Source organism: Pedobacter sp. SG908, assembly GCF_011759615.1.
In the GTDB taxonomy this organism is placed as follows: domain Bacteria; phylum Bacteroidota; class Bacteroidia; order Sphingobacteriales; family Sphingobacteriaceae; genus Pedobacter; species Pedobacter riviphilus.
This window is the reverse complement of sequence record NZ_JAAOYY010000003.1, coordinates 661048-684613: the sequence shown is the minus strand read 5'-3', so window position 1 is coordinate 684613 and position 23566 is coordinate 661048. Positions and strand designations below refer to the sequence as shown.

Sequence of the window (23566 nt, the reverse complement as noted above, 5' to 3'; positions counted from 1 at the left end):
AGGAAATTATGAAATTAAATAAAATATCACTCAGTATAGTTGCCCTTGCATTGTTGTTCTCAATGCCATCGTGCAAAAAATATTTAGAACAAGTCCCAGATAATCGTGCAGAAATTAATACTGTTGAGAAGCTGTCTCAGTTGGTTTCAACTGCCTATCCATCAAGAGATTATTTGACATTTACAGAAGCTTCCTCAGATAATGCTGAAGATAAGGGAGCTGGTATTGGTACTACTAATGATGCTATTGATATCCCTTATGCTTGGCAAGATTTAATTGGTGATGGGACCAATACATCTACTGCATATTGGAATGCATGTTATGAAGCAATTGCATCTGCTAATCAGGCTTTGGAGTCTATTGAAACTAATAATCTTGGTGCAGGAGCATTACCTTATAAAGGTGAAGCTTTAGTTTGTAGAGCTTACGCACATTTTATGCTGGTTAATTTGTTTGCGAAGCCTTATCAAATTGATGGAGCAAATGATTCTCCGGGTATTCCTTATGTTGACAAGCCAGAAACAAAAGTAATACAGCCCTATAGCAGAGGTACTGTTGCCACTACTTACGCGAGGATTAAGGAAGATTTGGAAACTGGAATGAAATTACTTTCAGCATCAGCTTATAAAGTTCCAAAATACCATTTTACACCAGCCGCTGCACATGCTTTTGCTGCTCGTTTCTATTTGTTTATGGGCAAATGGCAACAAGTTATTGATCACGCTACTTTGTGTGTGCCTGCTAATGATTTCGTAAACAATATACGCCCGGTTTCTACTACATTAAGAACCTATACAGCTGAAGAACACAGGACAAATTATATGGGTAGCGGACAGAAATATAATCTGTTGTTAATTGGGACTTACTCTACCTATGCCCGTTTTACTAGTCCACGCCATGGCTTTGGTGCAAAATTGCAGAAAATGTTTTCTGCGGCAGGGAATATTACAGGTAAAACGTTGGCCAATTCTATATTACAGTATAGTGTACCAAACTATACCATGTATAAATTTAAAGAAAATTTCTTTTATACAAGCCCTGATATAGGTTACCCTTATCTCACATTTGCAGCATTTACAACAGATGAAGCTTTGATGAACAGAGCTGAGGCTTATGCTGAACTGGGTATGAATGATCAGGCATTGAAGGATATCAACGATTTTTACAGTGTGCGAATAGTGGGATATAGCCCGGCTAACGATGCAATTAACTTAACAAAAATTGCTAATTATTATCCAAGTATTTCCAGTCCAAAACAAGGCCTGATTAAGACTATTTTAGACGCTAAAAAAGCCGAATTTTTACAGGAAGGCTTAAGATGGTTTGATATTATCCGTCGTGATTTAACTGTTGTTCATAATACAATAGATATTACTGCTGTTGAAACTTTTGCAGAACTAAAGCCTGGGGATCCGCATCGAATTTTTCAGTTACCGGTAGAAGTTAAATTGTCAGGCGTTGAACAAAATCCAAGATAATTAAGATGAAAAATATATTTAAAATTAACATACTTATTCTTCTTATTTGTGTGTCCTTTTCTTGTCGTAAAACTGAAACACTCAATGTAGATTATAGCAGCTTTAATGCTGACGATCCAAGAACCAACACAGCGTTGGATCAGTGGTTAAAATCGAATTTTTTGGATGAATATAATATTGATGTAATTTATCGTTACAATCGGTATTATCATGGGAATACTGCTAATGTAGTGCCAAGCAAAATTGAAAATATCCAGCCAACTATGCAGATCGTTTTGGATGGATTTATTGGCCCTTACCGGAAAGTGGCTGGCTCAACATTCTCCAAAACTTACATGCCTAAGGAGTGGGTTTTGTTTGGATCTTATTCTTATGCGAATACTAGTGATCCCGGAGTAGCGGGTACAGCCTCAGGAGGACGTAGAATCACGCTATATGGGGTAAATGAATATCAGCCGCTTCCGGCTGGTCAGTTTTTTGCCTGGGACAGGCAGAGGATTATGCACCATGAATTTGGACATATCTTAAATCAAATCATTCCGATTCCAACTGATTGGGAAAGTATCTCAAAAGGTTTTTATAAACAACCTTATACTGATACACCAACAGAAACCGCTCATCAGAATGGATTTGTTACCAGTTATGCAAGTGGACAGCCAACAGAAGATTACGCAGAAACCATTAGCTGGTTATTAATAAACGGACAGGTGTGGTACGATAACTGGGCTAATACCGCATCGGCAGACGGAAAAAACAGATTGATACAAAAAGAACTTAATGTAATTAATTACTTCAATAATTTGGGCGTAAATTTTAAAGAGTTACAAAGAGAGATTCAATTGTATATGAAAGGAATTAACCTGAATGAATCAAGATTCCCATATTGGTTAGGAAGAAAGCAATTTTCGTCGTTAACAATTAATTTAGAATCTGATCTTTACGCTAATTACGGAATTTCTGATGATTTTAAGACTCCTTACAATCAAATGAAAGCAGCAATTTTAGCCTATAGTAGCAGTGCAAAATATCATATGGATAACATGCAGATTCTCTTCGATTCACAAACGGGGGCTACTGTAAGAATTCCTTTTACGGCTGCAGCTGGAGGAACTCAATTTAATGCTGATTATACTTTTACTTATACAGTAAACGCTGCAACCGGTGAGGTAACCTTTACTAAGGTAGCACAGGCAGGTACAACAGGGACCTATGCAAATGCGGCTCTCTTTACAACAGCTTTTACGAATTCGTTGCAAGCGTACCTAACGGGTAAAACTTTTATTGCAGATTGGATGCCTACTGGTATAAATGCAGCCAACTACATGAAATATGGTGGTTTTTCAGTAAAAAATGCTGCAACAAATTATTTTTATGGATCATTAGCCTACTAAATTATTGAAAATGAAAAAAATATTATTTTTAATTGCAGTGTTGGCAACGCTTATAGGCTGCAAAAAGACATCATATGTAGCGGTGTTTGAGAAAACTCCCCAAGAAAGGACTGGTGAGCAGATAGCTTTGGTTTCATCGACCCTTACATCAGCTACTAATGGTTGGATCGCAACGTTACCAACATTAGCAGGCGGTGGTTATTCTTTTTATATAACTTTTGATAATCAGCAAAATACGACAATGTATGGTGATTTGACAGATCAATCGGCATCGGTAGTAGGCACATCAAATTACCGGGTTAAGCAGGATATTGGTACAGAGCTTGTTTTCGATACCTATAACTATATCTCAATGCTAGACGATCCAAATGCGGCAATACTTGGAGGTGCTTCTAAAATAGGATATAGTAGTGATATAGAATTTACATACGATAGAATGAGCGGCGACAGTATTGTTTTTATTGGGAAAAAATATAGGCAGCCATTTAAATTGGTTAAAGCTACTGCTGCACAAAAAACGGCATATGAAGCCGCTGGTTTAAAGGCATCTATGGATAAAATAAAAGCCTTTTTTGCAAATATCAAAAATCCGTATGTTGAGGTTGCTGATGGAAGTAATACGTTAAAAGCCGGTATGTCTTTAAACTTCTCTAATAATTTAGCCGCAGGTAAAAGAGTTAGTTTTACAGGGGTTTTAGCCGATGGTACTTCTACCGCGTCGGGTACTGCAAAATTTGCGTTTAAGCTCGATGGAGCTGATTTACTGGGCGCTGGTTTAGTATATAACGGAACAACCTTTGTAAAAATGGGTTGGAAAGACGCAAATACATTGGCATTTTACGATAATACCGGAAAAGAATACATTATTAAATCGAGCCCGATTCCGTTAACGCCACTATCATTGTTGTTCGGGTTTCCAACTACTTTCCCATATAAAAAAATAACCATACCTACTTCAGGCTTGGCTACAGGGGTTACCTCTGGATTTAATGCGGCATATAATCAAATGCTGGCATTGTTTACTGCAAGCGGAAGATCTGTTGTTTCTACTACATTTTCTTTGGCTAGTAACACTACATTTTCGGTAGCTGTGGCATATATGTCTGGAACATCGGCTTTTACAGCTACAGTTAATTTTAATTATACACGCAACGGGGATGTGATTACCCTAGATAATATACCTGTGGTAACATCTGACAATAACTGGACAACAAGAGCGGTTCAGGTAAAACCATTAGCAGATTATATAGTCTCCGGGCCATTTAAAATTGATTGGGTTTCCAGTACTAACCCGAATAGCCCTACACTTGGCGGCCTTTATCGCACCGCTGATGCCAGTTCGTTTATATATGGAACATTATAATTATTAGAATCTAAATTTTAATCCATCTCTCCCGTAACCCTTGCCCTAAAAAGCAAGGGTTTTTTTATGACATAATTTTTAAACCCCTCCAAGCGTTTATGCTTATATTTGTGACGAATGAAAAAGAAAACAATTTTTATCCTGTTTGTATTGGTACTAACATTTGCAGTAAGCCCCAATGTTAATGCCCAATGTTCTATGTGTACCATTAATGCCGAGCAAGGTGTTAAAAATGGTAATACACAAACAGCAGGTTTAAATACAGGCGTATTGTATCTTTTATCTCTTCCTTATTTAATGGCTGTTATTGTAGGTGTGGTATGGTATAAAAAATACCGCAAAAAGAATATTCACCTCAATATGAAAAAAGAACCTTTTAATTTAAATTAAAAGCATGTCTGATCAAACTACCTCAAAGGTTTACGCCATTGTGCATTGTAAATGTCCGCATTGTCGTAGGGGTGATATTTTTACAGGTAGCATGTATGGCTGGAATATACAGCATACCAAAGAAATTTGTGGCCATTGTGCACAGCGGATCGAGATTGAGCCCGGTTATTTTTACGCAGCCATGTACGTGAGCTATGCCATGAATGTGATAGAGATGCTAATCGCCAGTTTTATCACCTATTTAGTTTTCGGACCGCTTACCGATGAAACATTCTGGCCTTATCTGATTGTTATTTTTGCAGGTTGTTTTATCCTGTACCCATTTAACTATCGATATTCGAGAATTATACTACTCCATGTTTTATCGCCGAACATTAAGTATAAGCCATATTACGATAAGAATTAGGTTAACTGTATAAACTGTATAAATCGGTTAACTGTTGGTTTGGTGTTTAACGATACGTGTTTGGCGACGATTAAACAATGAACCAATTTGTAGTTTACAATTACCAATAAACTAATGCTCAGTGAACGAATGAACCTCAGGATATGTTAAAAAAAGAAACCTTAAATTTTATAAAAAACGTTGCCGAAAATAACAACCGCGAATGGTTTGCCGCCAACAAAGAAGTTTATGAAAATGCAAAGGCTGATGTACTTGAACTTGTAGCCCGTATTATCCCAGAGTTAGCTAAGGTAGACCCAATGCTTCCGGCAGAAATGGATCCAAAAAAGTGTCTTTTACGCATTTATCGCGATGTGCGCTTCAGTAAAAACAAAGACCCTTATAAAAATAATTTCGGTATATGGTTCTCTACTAAAAAAGGAGGAAACGAGCCTGGTTATTATCTGCATATTCAACCAGAGAAAAGCTTTATTGCCGGCGGATATTGGATGCCGGATGCACCGCATTTAAAATTGATTAGACAAGAGATTGATTATAATATAAGCGATTTTAAAGAAATTATCAACGGAAAGGATTTTAAGAAAAACTTTAAATTAGGTGTTGATAACGCACTTAAAAATGCACCTAAAGGTTATGATCCGGCTGATCCAAACATCGAATTTTTAAAGTTGAAAAGCTTCGAGGCTACTACAAAAATCGACGATGAAGAATTTTTAAAACCAAACCTCGTTAATAAGTTGATAAGTTCTTTTAAAACAGTACAACCTTTAGTTGCATTTTTACGGAATGCCATTGAGCAATAACCAACTGTTAATTTTCAATGACCAATACCCAAAATAATCAATAACCGATAGTCAATGTTCAGACTATAAAGGTCTTGATACTTGATACTCAAATCTTGACAATAAATATGAAAAATACCTTTTTTGCATTTGCGCTTCTCTTGTTTATCTCTTCAATTAGCTCTTGTGTTGTTCTTTCGCCTAAAAAATACAAAGCTTTATTGGGCACTAAAGATTCGCTGTATACTGCTTTTAACGAAGGCTTAATTAAGATTGAAAACCTAGAAAAGGAGGTCAGTAAACTTAAAAAAGATACCACATTAATGGCAGAAGAGCTTCGCGACCTGCAAAATAGTTACAATACCGTTGATGCAAACTACAAAAAACTTAAAAACAATTCTTCAAGTGAGATCACCAAATTATCAGGCGATTTAGCTGCCCGCGAGAAACGTTTAAAAGAAGTAGAAGAGGTGCTGCGCAAACGCGATGAAGCCACCAACTCACTCAAAGAAAAACTACAACAGGCCTTATTGGGCTTTACCAAAAGTGGTTTAACCGTAGAAATTAAAAATGGTAAGGTTTATGTTTCGCTAACCGATAAACTGTTATTCCCTTCAGGAAGTATTATTATTGATGAAAAAGGAAAACAGGCCCTTACTCAATTGGCAAATGTACTAAAACAGCAGCCTGAAATTAATATTGCTGTTGAGGGCCATACCGATAACCAGAAAATAAATAACCTGGGGCAGATTAAAGATAACTGGGATTTAAGTGTGTTAAGGGCTACTTCGGTTGTACGTTATTTAACAGAGAATGAGAAGGTAGAAAGTGTAAGGATGACGGCTACAGGCAAAGGAGAATTTCAACCATTGGGCACCAACGCAAATGCAGACGGAAGAAGCAAAAACAGAAGGATAGAGATTGTACTTTCGCCTAAGTTGGATGAACTTTATAATCTGATTAAATAAATAACAATGTTTAGGTAAAGGGACTGGCTTATTTTTTACAGGCCTGCTCCCAAAAGCAGAAAGTTTTTTAGTATTGGGAAATGAGCGTTCTGTAATTCTTGGCAGCTTCGGTTCCGCTTCGCCTAACAATTCCTCACTGCGCTGGGGACTTTACATTTCAGCGGGTTTAGGAACAAGGGTTTCTGCACCTGGCAAGCCCTAAAAATGAAATAAAGCTGTGCCACCTAGTCCCTTGCCGGCGGGCAGTTGCGGCATTACCCTGCAGCAACAAGGCAGCGAAGCGTAAAAGCGTGAAAATTTGGAAATGAGCGGCCTGTGGTTCTTCGAGGCCGTTGGTCCCGCTTTCCATTACAAGTCCTCGTTGCACTGCGGGCTTTCCATTGCAATCGGGTTTAGGAACAAAGGTTTCTGCACCTGGCAAACCCTAAAAATGGCTTAATGTAACCAAGACGAATCGAATTTAAAAAATACAACCTCTTTTACAGGTTTTGATGCCGGCGATAAGATTTTAAAATCTTAAAGGTATGCTCGAACTCATGGCTGCTTAGATTAGAATAATCGGGCATAGAAAGTTTATGCACTGTTAAAAAGTTTAGCAGTTCTTTAATCACGTTTGATACTTCTTCCGATTCTTCGGTATGTTTTAGGGTATCGATCTTACTTAATAATAAGGCTATTTCGAATATCTTAAAATCATTCTTTTTAGTAATATCCAAACCAATATTGGTTTCTATAAGCGCCTGTTCGTAATTATTTGTGGCATTGTAAAAGTTGGCTTTAAAAATACTAAAGCTAGCCGATATAAAATTGGTATAATAGGTATAATCGCTGCTGATGATTTTATCTACGAATTGTATAATGCGCTGCGCCTTTTTAAAATAATTGAGTTTGATGTAGGTTTGACCTAAATGAAGCAACAAAAAAGGAGAGAAAACCGAATGTCTTACGTAAAAGATATTGGGGTATTTAGTCAGTATAGCCATAATAAAACGATGGCATTCTGCGTAATTTTTTTGAGAAAATAAAGTAATCAGTACCAATCTGTAAGAGAGTATTTCGGCTGACGTGATTTCTTCGTTTTTCTGTGGTTTACTCCGATCAATCTCCTGGCAGAGTTTTATTATTTTATCTTCAAGGCTTTTGCTCTCGTTAGGTTTGTTAATCAGGTTATTGTGAAAATAAAGGAGTAAATCGTAAGGGTTAATAGGAAACAGTTCGTTTAATCTTTTATAATTTCTCTTTAACAGCTGCATGGTATTGGCTAAAGCCACTTTATCTACGTCAATAAGATTAACATTACATTCAATTACGTGCAGCATAATTTGAACGTCTTCATTTAGTACATTCTCAGATATGGTTTTGATGGTTTCTTTATATAGGCTGCTCATGGTTCGCCCTGTAGCCATAATATCGATAAAATCTATACCGATGCTCAATTTATTGAAGTTGGAATTGGGTTTGCCCAGCTCGTATTTCGATACATAACAGATAAAATCGAAAGCACTGTTTTTTTCACGGTTGGAAAATGGCAGTCTGAAAATGTTTTTTAAAGCAGCAATTTCGTTCCGGTTGATGCAGAATCTGATCGACCAGTTAAGAATATGATCTCTTCGGGAGGTTTGACCAGGGAAACTGTTTAAGATGTGTTCGAAAAATGATTTACAGGGTCTATATTCAAATTTATCGGTGATCTGTATAAATAGGAAATAGGTATAAATATCGTCGTTTAAAAAACGGACAATTTCTGTAGGAATGGTTGTACTTAACCTTTTTTCTTCGATGATAATACCTGCATGTAAAAGTTCTTCGTATGCATCGGGATAGCAATTGATATAGCTCAGAATTTTTTCTTTAGAAACCCTTAATTTTTTGTTTCCTTCTGAAATGCAATCGCTTATTTTTTTGAGGAGGAATATTTTCTCGGTGCTTTTTTTTGCCAGAAATACGCGCCTTTCTAAGAAATAGCTAATTAATTCATAACATAACAGGGGATTATTCAGCTCAAGATGGTGGTGCTCATCTTTGAGCTTGAAATAAACCTGTAACCAGAATGGTGTTTTAAACTGGGTTAACAGCGGCGGACTTACATCTGTCCGGTTGATAATTTTATTTTCTATATGGCTTAAGGTATAGAGTACCTCATCAACATTTAGGGATGGTACATTACTTAGGGTTTCTTCATCATAAAACAAGCCCGTATACCAGGCTTTAGTTAAAGATGCAGAACCATAAATAGCAGGCTGAAGATTGATCCAGCTATCAGTCCGCAATCCAAATACAAGCTTAACAAAATTGTTTTCTTCTATGCTATATAAAAAGTCGATAAAAGTTTTAAAATAATTACTTCTTGCTAAATGTTCATCAATACCATCAACAATAACAATAAAACGCCCTTCTCTCTTTTCGGGATTTTTTTTAAAAAAACTGATTAACTCGGTAAGGCTTCCGAATTTAAATTCTTTTAAAAACCAGTCTTTTAAAGTATTTCCATTTTGGATAATGGTATTGATACTGGTAGAGTTAATCAATAAAACTATATCGTTTTTGTAGAGGGCATTTTCTGAAAAGAAAAAATACTCTACCATATGTGCCAGTAATATCGATTTCCCCTGGCCTGGCTGCGCGCTTATAGTTGTAAACTGATAATTGTTTTTTAGGAAATAATCAAAATCAGGGTAAAAAAAACTTCTGTTGGCGGTAGCATTAAACGGAACGCCCGAATTATTTTTACTGGCAATTAACGATACTTCTGTAATGGCATGTGCTTTTAGCTTTAAATCCTGCCAGATACTTTGAACAGAGATTGTCTGATTTTCTTTGTCTTTACAAAATGTGTCCCAATCGTTATAACCTATATATTGTGATAGGCTATTTAAAGTAAATAAAGAGAATTTATGTAGAGTGTTCGCAAAGCCAAAGAATCGCTTGATAGTTGTTTCACTTACATAATTTTTGGTTTCTTGAAATACATATTCAGAAATAATCTTACAATGAGCAGGGTCGATATTTCTCAAACCAGATTTTATGAGGACAAACTTCCTGAGTTCGATAAGGAGATCGTTAGCATTCATTAATTAACAGATGGGGATGACTAGCGCTAATGTCATCATAATTTCACAATTGAGGAAATCTATTCATGAAGAAAGCCCTGTATGAATAAAATGAATGAAATGGATTGCATAAAAATGAATAGTAATGGATAGGATAGGATGCTAATCTAGATTTAGATTTGTCATAATTATATAATGCCCCTGAAAAACATTTACCACAGCAGCATTACACATAGTAAGTCTCCTAAATAACGCCTGACATGATGAAAACTCATACTTCCTCGTCCCGAATAGGGATAATTCGCAATGCTTGTATTGCAATCATCATTGTATTAACGCTCTTCTCCGCTAAATCGTATGCGCAAACTAAAATTTTTGCAAATACTGTTACTAAATCAGATCATGTTGATAATGCAACAAATGCAACATTAAACAACAATAGCTTTGCTACAGTTAATTCGTATGGTGGAATTGCTGTTGGTATAGGGTCGTTTAGTGGTGAGTTGGAATTAAAATATCCGGCTTCAGTTGCTGCGGGAGTTACCTCCTATATCAGGATAGATTTTGATGGAGATATCCTAAACAGGTTACTGGGGGGGAGTTTGGGTACTTTATTGGCTAATGTAGGCGGAACCGTAGTTCTTGGAAACCATTCGTTCCAGGTTGGAGCCAGAAACGGTGCTACTGCAGTACCCCCAACAGGCGGAAATAGTGTAGACGGATTTTCTTCAGATAATTTACGACTAGTAAAAGATGCAAATGGTTTCTTTTACATTGCAATAACCCCTACACAGGCTTACGATAGGGTGTTTATAAAAGATGTAACCAATGCGCTTTTGCTTTCAGTTGCTAATAGTACAAAGGTTTATTATTCATTTTATACTTCAGGAACTGATCCTTGTGCGCAGGCATTTACTACAGGTTATGAGGGCACAGGTATTACACTCGATGCATTGCAATTGGGCAGTTCGGGCGTTACCAATAGTGAAAGAGCTATTGATGCAGATCCAAATAATTATTCTCAACTAAGTTTAGGTATACTTGGCGTGACTTCGTCCATTAGCCAAAATTTTTATTTTACAACACCATCAAATGCCGGTGATGATTTCAACCTAAGACTGAGTTCTACTCCAGCACTTTTAACCGCTGGTGTTTTACAAAATATTTCAGTAACAGCTTATAACGGCGGCACCCAGGTTTACACCTCATCGGTATCAAACTTATTAAATTTAGATTTACTCGGCTTATTAAATAGCGGACAAGCCGCATCGATACCATTTTCTCCGGGTGTACCTTTCGATCGCGTTAAGGTTACCCTCGGTTCGGTACTTACTTTAAACCTCACACAAACTATTAATGTTTATGGTGTAACCCGCTCAGCAGGCAGGCCAACGCCAGCAAACACTGCAATTGCTGCATGTTATAATAGTACAGTAGCTCTAAACGCAACTACGCCCAATACCAACGAGCTTATTTGGTATGATGCAGTAGAAGGTGGCACAGCACTACAAACGGTTGCCTACAATGGCACCTATACTACGCCAGCATTAACCGCAACTAAAACTTATTATGTTTCTGCGAGAAGATTAGGCTGTACGGCAGAATCGGCAAGGGTTCCTGTTGTAATTACAGTTAACCCACAAATTATTTTTAACGGTGCAACATTGCCCAACGCCACACCAGGTTTTGCCTACTCTAAACAATTGGATGTAGCCACAGGTGGAACGGCTGGTTATACTTATGCTTTGGCTGCGGGCAGTACCTTACCAGCAGGTTTAACTTTATCATCAGCCGGTGCAATTACCGGAACACCAACTGTAACTGGTAATTCAACATTCGATGTTGTAGCCACTGATAGTAAAGGTTGTAAGGCAACTGCAACTTATAGTTTAACGGTAACAGCTTCATTGGTGCTTACGCCAGGTACACTTCCTGATGGTTTAACAGGAACGGTTTATCCAACACAGACTATTCCAGCAGCAACTGGTGGAACTGGGCCGTATACTTATACTGCAACCGGTGTTCCTCCAGGCTTAACCTTTAATCCAACAACAAGAGAAATTACCGGAACACCAACGCAACCTGGAATATATACTATACCAGTTACTGTTGTTGATGCAAACGGTAATACTATTACTTCAAATTATACTATAAAAATTACTGATCCTTTATTGTTACCAACCGCCACCCTGGCTGATGGCACCACGGGAACAGCTTATCCAACGCAGATTATTCCTAGTGCAACCGGTGGAACAACACCTTATACTTATTCTGCAACAGGTCTTCCTCCGGGTTTAACATTTAATCCGTCAACCAGAGCCATTACTGGTACACCAACAACACCGGGAACTTATACCGTACCAGTTACGGTTACAGATGCTGATGGAAAAACGGCAACTACAAATTATAGCATCACCATAAATAACCCATTGGTATTGCCAGCGGCAACTTTGCCAGATGGAACTGAAAATGTGGCTTACGCTACACAAGTTCTACCAGCCGCAACAGGCGGTGTTGGTCCTTATACTTATGTAGCTACTGACCTTCCTGCAGGATTATCATTTAATCCAACAACAAGAGAAGTTACTGGTACACCAACTCAGGCAGGTAATTATTCGATAAATGTTACAGTTACCGATAGTCAAGGTAAAACAGCAAGCAACACTTATCCAATTAAAGTAAATGGTACGCTAACCTTGCCAACCAAAACTTTACCTAACGGAATTGTTGGTACTGCTTATCCGGTACAAACTTTACCTGCGGTAACTGGCGGAACGTCTCCATATACTTATGCCGCTACGAATCTTCCTCCGGGATTATCGTTTAACCCAACTACAAGAGAAATTACCGGAACACCAACGCAAGGTGGTACCTATAATGTTTCTGTAACAGCTACAGATGCTAACAATAATAAAGCTACTACCACTTATGCAATAACTGTAACGGTTAATGCCCCGGTTGTGGCTTCAGCTACAGTATGTGCCGGAAGCACTGCTACTTTAACAGTAAGCAATCTTCAGGCTGGTGTAACTTATAACTGGTATGCATCAACAGGAAGCACTCCATTAGCAACCGGTAACAACGGTACTTTTGTAACACCTGCTGTAAATTCGGCAACGGTGTTTTATGTTGAGGCTGTTTCTGGAACAGCAATTAGTTCGAGAACATCGGTTAGTGTTTCGGTTAACCCACCTGCAACTTTAGCTACGGTTACAACCAACAACCAGGTAATTAATTCCGGACAAAGCACAACATTAACTGCAACCGCTGATGCTGGAAATACCATTGCCTGGTTTGATGCCGCAACAGCTGGAACACAAGTTGGGACAGGAACATCATTTACTACACCAGCTTTAACAGCAACCAAAATTTACTATATAGAAACTACAAGCAGCAATGGCTGTAAAAGCGCAAGTCGCGTTCCTGTAACTGTAACCGTAATTAACGGTGGAGGAGCAACCGCTTGTAATGCAGCTAATAGCCAGAATACAGGTATTAATGGTATCTGTTTATTATGCGGTATAAATGGTGCAGGTAACTCAACTGATGCTGATGCGAACAACTTCACCAGAATTTCTCTAGCTGTAGGTGTTGCAGCAACAGGTTACCAACAATTAATTTTCCCATCTACAGGTGTTGCAACTGATAGCATCCGTTTAGATTTAGCTTTACCAACTGGTTTAGCTGATGTTGGTCTTTTAAACAATGTAACCGTAACCGTATTAAATGGTACTACAGTAGTAAGAACAGTACAATTGAACGGTGGATTATTAAATCTTCAACTTTTATCGGGTAACCGTTTTGCTGCAACTGTTTTAGCAGGTGGTGCATACGATAGGGTTCAGGTTAGCTTTGGCGCATTAGTTTCTGCTTTAACTAGCTTAGATATTTATGGTGCAACCGTAGTTTATCCTAATCCAACATTTATTGCTGGTGCCCAATCTATTTGTGCAGGCAGTACAGCTACATTAAGTGCAACCGCAAATGGTGGTACAACCTTAACCTGGTTCGATGCACCAACAGGTGGAACACAGGTGGGTACAGGAGCAAACTTCACTACTCCGGCATTAACAACAACAACAACTTATTATGTTCAGGTAACTAAGGGAACTTGTTCAAATACAACAAGGGTTCCGGTGGTTATTACCGTTAACCCGGCAATTGTATTTGCAGGAACAACTTTAACCAATGCAACCATTGCATCTCCTTATAGCAAACAGCTTCCTGTAGCTACTGGCGGTACACCAGGTTATACTTATGCTTTAGCTGCTGGTAGTACTTTACCAGCTGGTTTAACTTTATCATCAAGTGGTTTGGTAAGCGGAACACCAACTGCAACTGGTAGCCCAACGTTCGATGTTGTGGCAACCGATACTAAAGGCTGTAGTACAACTTCAACTTTTACATTAACCGTAACGCCTGCTTTAGCTTTAGCACCTGGTGCATTGCCTAACGGTGTAACAGGCACTCCTTATACTACAAACGGAATTCCAGCTGCAACAGGTGGAACAGGTCCATATACTTATTCGGCTACAGGTGTTCCTCCAGGATTAACCTTTAATCCTGCAACAAGAGAAATCACTGGTACGCCAACACAAATCGGAACCTTTACTATTCCGGTAACCGTAACAGACGCTAATGGCAATACCATTACAGCTAACTATACGCTTAAAGTAACCGATCCTTTGGTTTTACCTGCGGCAACTTTAGCTAATGGAACTACAGGAACTGTTTATCCTACACAAACTATTCCTTCTGCAACAGGTGGATCAACACCTTATACTTATGCCGCAACTGGTCTTCCTCCAGGATTAACTTTTGATCCGGCTACAAGAGCAATTTCAGGTACACCAACACAGGCTGGAACATTTACTGTACCGGTTACGGTTACTGATGCTGACGGAAAAACAGCAACTAATAACTATACAATTATAGTGGTTGATCCTTTATTGTTACCAGCAGCAACCTTGCCAGATGGAACAGAAGGAACGGTTTACGCCACTCAAATTTTGCCTTCGGCAACTGGTGGTGTTGGTCCATATACTTATGTAGCAACTAATCTTCCTGCGGGACTAACTTTTGATCCGGCAACAAGGGGAATTTCGGGCACACCTACACAGGCCGGTAATTATTCGATTGGTGTAACTGCAACTGATAGTGAGGGCAGAACAGCAAGTAATACTTATGCCCTTAAAGTGATAGGGGTATTATCATTACCTGGTGCAACTTTACCAAACGGCACTGTAGGTACACCTTACCCAACGCAAACTTTGCCAGCGGTAACGGGTGGAACAGCGCCATACACTTATTTAGCTACAAACCTTCCTCCAGGATTGAGTTTTAATACGGCAACAAGAGAAATTACAGGAACACCAACTTTAGGTGGAACTTTTACCATCTCTTTAACTGCAACAGACGCAAACGGAAATAAAGCAACAACAGCTTATAACTTAACTGTAACGGTTGATGCACCAGTGGTTGCAGCAGCTACGGTATGTTCTGGAAGCCCAGCTACATTAAGCGTTAGCAATTTGCAAGCTGGTGTAACGTATAATTGGTATGCTTCTACCGGAAGTACACCATTGGCTACGAATAATACAGGTGTTTTTGTAACGCCTGCTGTAACTGCTCCAACAGTATTTTATGTTGAAGCGGTATCAGGAACGGCTGTAAGTTCAAGAACTGCAGTTAATGTTTCGGTTAACCCACCAGCAACAGCAGCCACGGTAACCACCAACAGCCAGGTAATTAACGCCGGACAGTCTACCACTTTATTGGCAACGGCTGATGCTGGAAATACCATTCAATGGTACGATGCTGCTACAGGTGGAACACAGGTAGGGGCAGGAACTTCATTTACTACCCCAACATTATCGGCTACTACAACTTATTATGTAGAAACTACAAATGCAAGCGGTTGTAAAAGTGCAAGCCGTGTACCAGTAACCGTAACTGTATTAAATAATGGTGGTGGTACGGCATGTAACGCTGCTAACTCGCAAAACTCTGGTATAAACGGAATTTGTTTATTGTGCGGTATAACTGGCGCAGGAAATTCTACCGATGCTGATCCTTCTAACTTTACAAGAATATCTCTTGCAGTAGGTGTAGGCGGATCGGGTTACCAACAATTAATTTTCCCTACTGCTGGAACAGCTACAGATAGTCTTCGTTTAGACTTAGCATTACCAACGGGTTTAGCAGATGTTGGTTTATTAAACAATGTAACAGTTACTGTATTAAACGGTACTACAGTTGTAAAAACAGTACAGTTAAACGGCGGACTATTAAATCTGCGGTTGTTATCAGGTAACCGTTTCACTGCAACTATATTGGCAGGTGGTGCATACGATAGGGTGCAGGTTAGTTTCGGTGCATTAGCTACAGTTTTAACCAGCTTGGATGTTTATGGCGCAACCGTAATTTATCCTAACCCAACAGTAACTGCTGGTTCTCAGACTATTTGTGCAGGAAGCACGGCAACATTAACCGCAACTGCAAACGGCGGTACAACATTGGCCTGGTACGATGCAGCAACAGGTGGTACGCAATTGGCCGCTGGCGAAACATTTACTACACCAGCTTTAACAGCTACTACAACTTATTATATTCAGGTAAGCAAAGCGGGTTGCCCGAATACAACAAGAGTTCCGGTAACAGTAACCGTTACCCCAGCATTACCAACGCCAGTATTGGCAACAATTGCCAATGTTTGCGAGGGATCATCAGCAACTTTATCGGTTGCTAATCCAGATGCTGCAGTAACTTATAAATGGTATGATGCTGCAGTAGGTGGAAACCTGGTTTTCACAGGCGCAGTATTCCCAACACCAGTATTAACGGCAGCTACTACTTATTATGTAGAGGCCTCTCAAGGAAATTGTACAAGTACTGCACGTGCTGCTGCGGCAGTATCTGTAAATCCTCGTCCGGTTTTACCTGTAGTAACTGCAAGTTCATCAACAGTAAGTGCAGGACAAACTGCAATTTTAACAGCTAGTTCAGCAGATCCAACCAATACTTTCAATTGGTATACTTCTAACACATCAACTACTCCTGTTTATGTAGGTGCTACTTATGTTACACCGCCACTATTGGCTACTACAACTTATTATGTAGAGTCTGTTTCTACTAATGGTTGTACTTCAGCAAGCCGAGTTCAGGTTACCATCACAGTTGATGGAAATGGATCTCCAAATCCCGTACCATGCGAGGCGGCAACAACACAAGTTAATGGCGTTACGGGTGTAGCTTTATTATCAGGCGTATTTAATCCAACATTAGCTATTGATAACGATACACAAACTGCATCTTCATTGGTAATGCCAGTTGGAGCGCTTGGTGCATCTGTTTATCAGAGGGTTGGTTTTGGTTCATTATCTAAAGTTGGCGATACCGTACGTGTTTTAGTCTCGTCGCCAGGAAAACTGTTATCACTTTCACTATTAGGAAACGCTTCAATTACTACTTATGTTGGAACCAACAGCAATGGTGATTCGAGATTGTTAAATGATAACTTAATCAATATTCAATTATTAAGCGGTAATACCCAGGCGCTGATCACTTTTGTACCAACGAATGTTTTCGATGGGGTAGAAGTAAGGTTAAATTCTGGTTTATTGGGTGCTTTAACATCGATCAACTTAAATTACGCACAACGTATTTTGGTGGCACCAACTGTAGTATCAGCAAATGTTACAGCGTGTGTAGGCCAGACTGCCCAGCTTGAAGTAAGTAATCCATCGGCAAGTTTAACTTACAGATGGTACGATGCTACAGGCACTTATTTAACCGGTAAAGACGGTATCATATTTACCACACCAGTATTAACAGGTGATACTAAATTCTATGTTGCCGCAGTTTCTGCAACTGGTTGTGTGAGCTATAAAACAGTAGTTAATGTAACTACAAACCCAGCACCGGTAGCACCAGATCTATTATCAGCATCTGTTAATACTTGTCCGAATACATCTGTTACTTTCCAGGTTAAAAACCCAATTGTGGGTACAACTTATAACTGGTACGATGCTGCAACAGGTGGGAACTTAGTATTTACAGGCGATAATTTTACAACACCTTTAATTACTGCAAATACCAGTTATTTTGTAGCAGCAGTTAATGGCTGTGGTTCGTCATCAACCAGAACAGAAGGTAAAATTATATTGGGAACCATTGATGTTCCGGTTATTACACCACCGTCAATTACCATTAGTGAAGGTTCTGTTGCGGTATTAAAAGCAACATCAAGTACTGCTGGTGCAACCATTAACTGGTACACTACTCCAAATGGAGTAACTCCGGTATTTACTGGCGAAACTTATGTAACGCCACAATTAACCGCAACTACTACTTATTATGTAGAAGCAACTGTTCCGGGAGGGTGTACTGCAACAAGCAGGGCAACCGTAACGGTTACGGTAATTCCTAACGGTACCCCAGTAACTACACCTTGTGGAGCGGCTACAACAACAGTGGCGAGCGGCGTAACTGGAGTAGCTGTATTGGCCGGAGTTTACAACCCAACTTTTGCGGTTGATAACGATATCAACACAGGATCTAGTTTAGTTATCCCAGTGGGATTACTTGGTGCATCTGTTTATCACCAGGTTGGTTTTACAGGATTATCAAATGTTGGCGATACGCTAAGAGTGAAAATTACCACCCCAGGTGTACTGCTTTCGGTAGGGGTGTTAAACAATTTAACGGTAACTACTTTCCAAGGCACGACCAGCAATAACGATGCGGTTTCTATATCTAACCCATTAATCAGCTTAAAATTATTATCTGGCGGTACTTCTGCTATATTAACTTTCGTTCCAACCAGTAAATTTGATGGAGCAGAATTGAGATTAAGCTCAGGTCTTTTAGGGGCATTAACATCTGTTAATTTAGATTATGCACAGCGTGTAATCACCACACCAACTGTTACAGCTGCTACAGCAAGTGCTTGTCAAGGTTCATCTGCAACATTAAATGTACAGAACCCACAAGCAGGCGTAGTGTACAAATGGTACTTAGGCTCAACTTATCAGGCAGGAAAAGATGGAGCAACTTTCACAACAGATCCAGCTTTAACAGCGGGCACTTATACATATTCGGTAACGGCAACAGCTAATGGTTGTGAGACTTTAGGAACCAAAGTAGTGGTAACTATTTTACCTCCAGCAGTAGTACCGGTTCCATCAACAACCAATCCGGTTACAACCTGTATAGGCTCACCTGCTACCTTAAGTGTACAGGCAGTAGCAGGTATCACTTATAACTGGTACGATGCTGCTTCTGGCGGAAACATGTTGGTAACCAACAATAGTAGCTTTACTACGCCGGCATCACTTGCAGCAGGAACATACGATTATTACGTTGAAGCGGTAAGTGGAACAGGTTGTTCAAACCCAACACGTACCAAAGTTTCGATCACTGTTAATCCATCATCATTAGCAACTGATTTAACTGTAACTGGAACAACATCATTATGTGCTTCAGGTACAGCAGTACTTACGGCAGCCAGTACAACAGTAACTAGTCCGGTATTTACCTGGTACAGCGATGCTGCTTTAACACAAGTTGCTTTTGTTGGTGCAGTATTTAATACACCAGCCATTACCGCAACTACCAAATACTATGTTACCGTTAGCGGAACAAATAAATGTGCAAATACAGCAGGTAATGCAAAAGAGGTTACTGTAACGGTAAATCCGGTTGCTACCTCAGCTGATATTAACTTAGCAGGAACAAGTACTATTTGCGGTGGCTCTTCTGTTACTTTAAATGCAACAAGTACAACCGTAACCAACCCGGTATTTACCTGGTACAGCGATGCGGCTTTAACTACAGTAGCTTTTACAGGAGCCAACTTTATTACTCCTGCACTTAATGTAACAACCACTTATTATGTAACTGTTAAAGGCGATAATAAATGTGAGAATACGGCAGCAAGCGCAAAATCGATTACCATTACGGTTAATCCTGCTGCTACTGATTCAGATATTGCCGTTAATGGTATTACCTCTATTTGCAAAGGATCTACAGCTACACTGTCTGCGTCAACAACAACAGTAATTAACCCTGTATTTACCTGGTACAGCAACGCTGCTTTAACTACAGTTGCTCATGTAGGTGCTAGCTTTACTACGCCTGCACTTAGCGCAACCACTACTTATTATGTAACCGTAAGAGGTGATAATAAATGTGAGAGTTTAGCTGCAAATGCTAAGGTTGTTACGGTAACAGTTAAAGATTTTGCAACATCTGCAGATATTACAGTAAGCAATGCTCAAATTTGTTCAGGTTCTACCGTAATGTTAATGGCTTCGAGTACTACGGTTACTCAACCGGTATTTACTTGGTATAGCGATGCATCATTAACAAGTGTGGTATTTACCGGTCCAACTTTCACAGTAACTGGTTTAACTGCCACCACTACTTATTATGTAAGTGTTAAAGGTGCCAACAAATGTGAAAACAGTGCTGCAGATGCCAAAGCGGTAACAGTAACTGTTAATCCGTTGGCAACTAGTACTGATATTATTCTTAACGGAAGCACAACTGCTTGTGCAGGATCATCAGCAGTATTAACTGCAACATCTTCAACAGTAACCAACCCAGTATTTACCTGGTATAGTGATGCGGCATTAACCAATGTAAGTTTCATTGGCGCAACATATACTACACCGGCCTTAACCAGTACCACAACTTATTATGTAACCGTAAAAGGAGATAATAAATGTGAGAATGCACCAGGTACTGCCAGGGCAATTACCATAACGGTTAGCCCTGTTTCTACTGCTGCTGACATAACTGCTGCTGATGCAACAATCTGCTCTGGATCTGGTACTACCTTGGTCGCAAGTACAACAACAGTTACTAATCCAACATTTACCTGGTACAACGATGCTGCTTTAACTTCAGTAGCTTACGTAGGTACATCATTCGTTACACCTGTATTAACTGCAACAACTAAATACTATGTTACGGTTAAAGGCGATAACAAATGTGAAAACTCGGGTATTACAGCTAAAGTGGTAACGGTTAATGTGAACCAGGGTGCAACAGCTGCAGATGTTACTTTATCTACACCAACACTGGTGTGTGGATCGGGTACAGCTATAATCAATGCAAGCTCAACAACCGTAACTAATCCGGTATTTACCTGGTATAACGATGCTTCATTAACCAGCGTGGCCTTTACTGGACCAATATTTACCACACCAGTATTAACAGCTACTACAACTTATTACGTAACTGTTAAAGGAACCAATAAATGCGAAAGCTCTGCGGTAAATGCAGCAACAGTAACCATTAAAGTTAATCCGATAGCAGTTGCAAGTGATATTGTTGTAAATGGATCAACAAATATTTGTGGCGGATCTGCAGCTGTACTAACAGCAAGTAGCACAACAGTTACTAACCCGGTATTTACCTGGTACACCAATGCAACCTTAACCAATGTAGCTTTTGTTGGTGCAGTATTTACCACCCCAACATTAACAGCAAACACCACTTATTACGTTACTGTAAAAGGCGATAACAAATGTGAAAGCAGTGCTGCCACAGCTAAATCTGTTAACATTGTAGTGAACTCTGTAGCTTCGGCAACTGATGTTACAGCGGCAGATGCAAACATTTGTGCAGGATCATCGGCCAGCTTAGTGGCCAGCACCACAACCGTAACCAATCCAATATTTACCTGGTACAGTGATGCTGCTTTAACAACACCTGTATTTACTGGAGCAACCTTTAACACACCAGCATTAACTGCAACCACCAAATATTACCTAACTGTAAAAGGTGATAACAGATGTGAGAGTTCTGCTGCAAATGCTAAAGTAGTTACCGTTAATGTAAATGCAGTTGCAACAGCAGCGGATATCACATTATCTACTCCAGCTAAGGTGTGTGGTTCTGGAACTGCAGTAATCAATGCAAGCTCAACAACCGTAACTAATCCGGTATTTACCTGGTATAACGATGCTTCATTAACTAGCGTGGCCTTTACCGGACCAATATTTACCACACCAATATTAACAGCTACTAAAACTTATTATGTAACTGTTAAAGGAACCAACAAGTGTGAAAACACTGCAGCTAATGCGAAAACAGTAACGGTTACTGTTAATCCAAGTGCTGTAGCGTCAGATATTACTGTAAATGGATCAACTTCAGTTTGTGCAAGTACAGCCGCAACATTGGCTGCAACAAGCACAACAGTTACCAACCCAATATTTACCTGGTATAGTGATGCTACTTTAAATACAGTTGTATTTACTGGTTCAGTGTTTACTACACCGGTATTAACCGCAAACGCAACCTATTATGTAACAGTTAAAGGTGATAACAAATGCGAAAATAGCGCTGCAACAGCAAGGGCCGTTGCCGTTACGGTAAATGCATTACCAAACAATCCAGTAGTGTCTGGTCCGAATGGTGGTATTTGTGCAGGCGATGGAGCTACACTAACTGTAACTAATGCACAGGTTGGAGTTACCTACGAATGGTACAATGCAGCAGTTGCTGGTAATTTATTATTCACTGGTACAACATATAATACTACTGCTTTAAGTGCCTCAACAGATTACTACATTTTAGCAATCGGAACAGGTGGTTGTAACAACAACGGTGGTCGTGTTAAAGTAACAGTAACTGTAAATGCGAAACCTACAGTGCCAACAGTAGCAGCAACATCTGTTAATGTTTGTACAGGAAGTTCAGCTGTATTAACAGTAACAAGTCCCCAAACAGGTGTAACATACAATTGGTACACTGCAGCAGTAGGTGGAACGTTAGCAGGAACAGGTGTAAGCTTTACAACACCTGCAGTTAATGCAAACATCACTTACTATGTTGAAGGAGCAAACGGAACTTGTATCTCATCATCCAGAACACCAGTAAATGTAATTGCACTGCCAGTACCAGTTGCGCCAGCATCGGTAACAGCAGCAAATGGAACGCTTTGCTCAGGTAGCTCAACTATATTAACGGTTAATAATCCGGTAACAGGATTAGTTTACAGATGGTATGCTGCAAGCTCTGGTGGTTCTGTATTGGCAGAAGGTATAACCTTTACTACACCAAACTTAACTGCTACCACAATCTATTACGTAGAGGCAATAGCAGTGGGCGGTTGTGCAAGTCCAACAAGAACAAGCGTAACAGTTAATGTACTGCCAGTATTAGAAAAACCAGTAGTTGTAGTACAAAGCACAACGCCAAACAGTGTAACCTTTGCATGGGCTGCGGTTACAGGTGCTACAGCTTACGAAGTTTCGTTAGACAACGGTTTAACCTGGATCAATCCAACAAGCGGATCAACTGGAACAACCTACTTAGCAACAGGCTTGAAACCAGATCAAAGTGTAACCATTGTTGTAAGAGCCAGAGGACAGCTTGAGTGCCAAACCAGCGCAAATTCTACTCCGGTAACGGGTAAAGCAGCTAATCCTTTTGGAGATCAAGTTTACATACCAAATGCATTTACACCGAATAACGACGGTAAGAATGATACCTTCTTAATCTATGGTAATACCATATCAAGTGCGAAAATGAGTATTTACACGCAATGGGGTCAATTGATATTCCAATCAGATAATGTGGCAAATGGATGGGATGGAACCTTTAAAGGTGTAAATCAACCGATCGGTGTATATGTGTACATGGTTGATATTACATTCACAAATGGAACAACATCATTAAGAAAAGGCACAGTAACGCTGATTAGATAAGAAGAGGATTAATAATAAAC

9 protein-coding genes are annotated in these 23566 nt (G+C 39.5%); 8 read left to right on the top strand and 1 reads right to left on the bottom strand.

Annotated elements, in window-relative coordinates; all coding sequences use genetic code 11:
- Positions 1-8: 8 nt before the first annotated feature.
- From FHT21_RS23535 to FHT21_RS23505, 7 genes are all read left to right on the top strand, one after another.
- Positions 9-1478: a RagB/SusD family nutrient uptake outer membrane protein gene (locus tag FHT21_RS23535; protein ID WP_167297140.1), complete on the top strand. Its 1470-nt coding sequence runs from the start codon at positions 9-11 to the stop codon at positions 1476-1478.
- Between the two features lie 5 nt (positions 1479-1483).
- On the top strand, positions 1484-2869 hold the full coding sequence (locus tag FHT21_RS23530) for a substrate import-associated zinc metallohydrolase lipoprotein (protein ID WP_167297139.1): 1386 nt from the start codon (positions 1484-1486) through the stop codon (positions 2867-2869).
- A 10-nt stretch (positions 2870-2879) separates the two neighbouring features.
- On the top strand, positions 2880-4232 hold the full coding sequence (locus tag FHT21_RS23525; protein ID WP_167297138.1) for a DUF4302 domain-containing protein: 1353 nt from the start codon (positions 2880-2882) through the stop codon (positions 4230-4232).
- A 117-nt stretch (positions 4233-4349) separates the two neighbouring features.
- Positions 4350-4622, top strand: coding sequence for a hypothetical protein (locus tag FHT21_RS23520; protein WP_167297137.1), 273 nt, complete (start codon positions 4350-4352; stop codon positions 4620-4622).
- Between the two features lie 4 nt (positions 4623-4626).
- The gene (locus tag FHT21_RS23515; protein ID WP_167297136.1) at positions 4627-5028 is read left to right on the top strand and encodes a DUF983 domain-containing protein; all 402 of its coding nucleotides are present in this window, start codon (positions 4627-4629) and stop codon (positions 5026-5028) included.
- Between the two features lie 143 nt (positions 5029-5171).
- Complete coding sequence (locus FHT21_RS23510; RefSeq protein ID WP_167297135.1) at positions 5172-5831, top strand: DUF2461 domain-containing protein; 660 nt, start codon at positions 5172-5174, stop codon at positions 5829-5831.
- Positions 5832-5938: 107 nt separating this feature from the next.
- Positions 5939-6778 carry an OmpA family protein gene (locus tag FHT21_RS23505; RefSeq protein ID WP_167297134.1) on the top strand — a complete coding sequence of 280 codons (840 nt, stop codon included), beginning with the start codon at positions 5939-5941 and terminating at the stop codon, positions 6776-6778.
- A gap of 479 nt (positions 6779-7257) precedes the next feature.
- Here FHT21_RS23505 and FHT21_RS23500 read toward each other — a convergent pair whose 3' ends face one another.
- On the bottom strand, positions 7258-9849 hold the full coding sequence (locus FHT21_RS23500) for a hypothetical protein (protein ID WP_167297133.1): 2592 nt from the start codon (positions 9847-9849) through the stop codon (positions 7258-7260).
- Between the two features lie 239 nt (positions 9850-10088).
- On the opposite strand from FHT21_RS23500, the gene FHT21_RS23495 reads away from it, so the two are divergent.
- The gene (locus FHT21_RS23495; protein WP_167297132.1) at positions 10089-23546 is read left to right on the top strand and encodes a putative Ig domain-containing protein; all 13458 of its coding nucleotides are present in this window, start codon (positions 10089-10091) and stop codon (positions 23544-23546) included.
- The last annotated feature ends 20 nt before the right edge of the window (positions 23547-23566 follow it).

Excerpts from the sequence above, each read along its gene's own strand:
- FHT21_RS23535 (WP_167297140.1), top strand. The coding sequence starts at position 9 with ATGAAATTAAATAAAATATCACTCAGTATAGTTGCCCTTGCATTGTTG.
- FHT21_RS23530 (WP_167297139.1), top strand. The coding sequence starts at position 1,484 with ATGAAAAATATATTTAAAATTAACATACTTATTCTTCTTATTTGTGTG.
- FHT21_RS23525 (WP_167297138.1), top strand. The coding sequence starts at position 2,880 with ATGAAAAAAATATTATTTTTAATTGCAGTGTTGGCAACGCTTATAGGC.
- FHT21_RS23520 (WP_167297137.1), top strand. The coding sequence starts at position 4,350 with ATGAAAAAGAAAACAATTTTTATCCTGTTTGTATTGGTACTAACATTT.
- FHT21_RS23515 (WP_167297136.1), top strand. The coding sequence starts at position 4,627 with ATGTCTGATCAAACTACCTCAAAGGTTTACGCCATTGTGCATTGTAAA.
- FHT21_RS23510 (WP_167297135.1), top strand. The coding sequence starts at position 5,172 with ATGTTAAAAAAAGAAACCTTAAATTTTATAAAAAACGTTGCCGAAAAT.
- FHT21_RS23505 (WP_167297134.1), top strand. The coding sequence starts at position 5,939 with ATGAAAAATACCTTTTTTGCATTTGCGCTTCTCTTGTTTATCTCTTCA.
- FHT21_RS23500 (WP_167297133.1), bottom strand. The coding sequence starts at position 9,849 with ATGAATGCTAACGATCTCCTTATCGAACTCAGGAAGTTTGTCCTCATA.
- FHT21_RS23495 (WP_167297132.1), top strand. The coding sequence starts at position 10,089 with ATGATGAAAACTCATACTTCCTCGTCCCGAATAGGGATAATTCGCAAT.